Origin of the sequence: Dietzia sp. DQ11-44 (assembly GCF_014145205.1) — a bacterium.
Taxonomy (GTDB): domain Bacteria; phylum Actinomycetota; class Actinomycetes; order Mycobacteriales; family Mycobacteriaceae; genus Dietzia; species Dietzia natronolimnaea.
Map to the genome: position 1 here is coordinate 1 of NZ_JAALEC010000271.1, position 2,714 is coordinate 2,714.

The 2,714-nt window shown below is 68.7% G+C and carries 3 protein-coding genes and 1 pseudogene; all 4 read left to right on the plus strand.

Going from position 1 to position 2,714, the window contains the following annotated elements:
* Positions 1 to 225: pseudogene (locus G6018_RS07685) on the plus strand (hypothetical protein); the annotation flags it as partial.
* A 71-nt stretch (positions 226 to 296) separates the two neighbouring features.
* Positions 297 to 1,010: a lysophospholipid acyltransferase family protein gene (locus tag G6018_RS07690; protein ID WP_304815659.1), complete on the plus strand. Its 714-nt coding sequence runs from the start codon at positions 297 to 299 to the stop codon at positions 1,008 to 1,010.
* A 5-nt stretch (positions 1,011 to 1,015) separates the two neighbouring features.
* On the plus strand, positions 1,016 to 1,513 hold the full coding sequence (locus G6018_RS07695; protein WP_182639303.1) for a polyadenylate-specific 3'-exoribonuclease AS: 498 nt from the start codon (positions 1,016 to 1,018) through the stop codon (positions 1,511 to 1,513).
* Positions 1,514 to 1,548: 35 nt separating this feature from the next.
* A partial coding sequence (locus G6018_RS07700; RefSeq protein WP_182639304.1) for a 3-deoxy-7-phosphoheptulonate synthase occupies positions 1,549 to 2,714 on the plus strand: 1,166 nt, incomplete at its 3' end.

Consider the following 2,714-nt stretch of genomic DNA (forward strand, 5'->3'; position numbering starts at 1 on the left):
CCGGCTCGTCCGACCACCCCGCCCTCGGTCGAGGGCGACGGGCTCAGGGTGGTCCTCGACGGTATCCGGACGATGCTGCGGCTTCCCGCGTTGCTCTCCCGGTGCACTCTCGTCGCCTCGCACTTCGACCCCGGGGCGTGCGCCGTGATCGCCAGCTTCGTCCCGGATCCCGAGCTGTGGCCACCGAATCTCGTCCCGTCCGGATTCGCGGACCGATCCGGGTAGTATCCGCTCCGTCAACTCCCCAACGACGGAAGGTCCGGTGACCCAAGTTGCTGTACTGGTTGTTCAAGTACGTGCTGATCGGTCCCTTCCTGAGAGCGACCAGTCGAACCACGACCACGGGGCAGGAGAACTTCCCCGTGAGCGGGGCGGCACTGCTCGTGGGGAACCACTACTCCGTCGGCGACTGGTTGTTCACGGTACTCCTGCTCCCGAGGCGGGTCACCTTCCTGGCCAAGAGCGACTACTTCACCGGCACCGGGATCCGCGGCGTGCTCAGCAGGTGGTTCTTCGCCGGAACCGGTCAGCACCCGATCGATCGCACCAACGCGGACGCCGCTCAGGCCGCACTGAACGCCGGGATGGAGGTGCTCTCGGCCGGGCAGGTCCTGTGCATGTACCCGGAGGGCACCCGCTCACCGGACGGACGGCTCTTCCGCGGTAAGACCGGACCAGCGCGCCTCGCTCTCCGAGCCGGGGTGCCGATCATCCCCGTGGGGGTGATGGGGACGGGTGAGTACGTCCGTAAGATCAGCAGGTTCCGTCGGAGCCCGGTCGAGGTCCGAGTCATGATCGGTGAGCCGCTCGACCTGACCCCGTGGGCCGGGAGAGAAGGCGACCGTGCGGCGGAGCGGGAGATCACCGACGAGTTCATGAGGCGCATCCAGGCGATGACCGGTCAGGAGTACGTCCACGACATCTACGGCGCCGAGATGAAGAAGCGCTACGAGGCGGTGCGCAAGTCGGGACGAAACCTCCTCGACCAGCCTGTCGAGGGGCAGCGCTGACGCCGGTGCGCTATTTCTACGACTGCGAGTTCATCGAGGACGGCACCACCATCGACCTGGTCTCGGTGGGGGTGGTGGCGGAGGACGGACGCGAGTTCTACGCGGTCTCCACGGATTTCGACCAGGCCAAGGCCGGTCCGTGGGTCCGCCGGAACGTCCTGCCCAAACTGCCCAATCCCTCGTCCCCGGCCTGGATGTCGCGGGCGGGGATCCGCGACGGGTTGTACGACTTCGTCACCGCACCGATCTCCGGGCCGGTCGAGTTGTGGGCGTGGATCGGGGCCTATGACCACGTCGCGGTGTGCCAGCTCTGGGGTGACATGACCGAGCTGCCGGCGGCGATGCCGAGGTTCACGCGGGACGTGCGCCAGCTGTGGGAGATGGCCGGGCAACCGGAGCTGCCGCCTCACCCGGGCGGAGCCCACGACGCCCTCGGCGATGCCCGCCATGCGTTCTTGAGATTCCGGGCGATCGCGGCGAAGGCGCCCCACCTGGGTCTCTGAGGTCCGCGCCGGCGGCGGTGGCGTATCCTCGCGGGGTGAGCAACTGGACAGTCGACGTCGACATCGCACAGCTTCCCGACCTCCCCCCGCTCTCGGCGGACCTCGATCGGCTGCTGGCGGACGCCCTGTCGCGACCCGCGCTGCAGCAACCGTCGTGGGATCCCGATCACGCCGCGGCCATGCGCAAGGTCCTCGAGAGCGTGCCGCCCATCTGCGTGGCCTCGGAGGTCGAACACCTCTCGGATCGGCTGGCCGACGTCGCGCACGGTCGCGCGTTCCTGCTCCAGGGCGGGGACTGCGCGGAGACGTTCGAGGCCAACACCGAGCCGCACATCAAGGGCGTGATCCGCACGCTCCTGCAGATGTCCGTCGTCCTGACCTACGGCGCGTCCATGCCGGTGGTGAAGGTCGGCCGGATCGCCGGGCAGTATGCCAAACCGCGCTCCGCCGACAGGGACGCCACCGGCCTGCTCTCCTACCGCGGGGACATGGTCAACGGGCTCGACGCGGACGACACCGCTCGTGAGCACGACGCGTCGCGTCTGGTCCGCGCCTACGCCAACGCCGCCGCGGCCATGAACCTGGTCCGCTCCCTGACGGCCTCGGGGACGGCGGACCTGCACCGCGTGCACGAGTGGAACATGGAGTTCGTCGCCGGGTCGCCGGCCGGCGCGCGCTACGAGGCGCTCGCGGCGGAGGTCGATCGAGGGCTGCGGTTCATGGACGCCTGCGGTGTCTCCGACGAGAACCTGCGGTCGGCGGACATCTTCTCCTCCCACGAGGCGCTGGTGCTCGACTACGAGCGCGCGATGTTGCGCCTGGCCGACGACGGCACGGGCCTCACGGGTGACGCGGAGCAGGGGTTGTACGACCTCTCGGCCCACTTCCTGTGGATCGGGGAGCGGACCCGTGGGATCGACGACGCCCACGTGGCGTTCGCCTCACTCATCGAGAACCCGATCGGACTGAAGATCGGCCCCTCGACCACCCCGGAACTCGCGGTGGAGTACGTGGAGAAGCTCGATCCGCGCAATCGTCCGGGACGCCTGACCCTGGTCTCCCGCATGGGCAACGACAAGGTCAGGGACGCGCTCCCGCCGATCGTGCAGGCCGTCGAGGCCTCGGGACACAAGGTCATCTGGCAGTGCGACCCGATGCACGGCAACACCCATTCCACGTCGAACGGTTACAAGACCCGCCA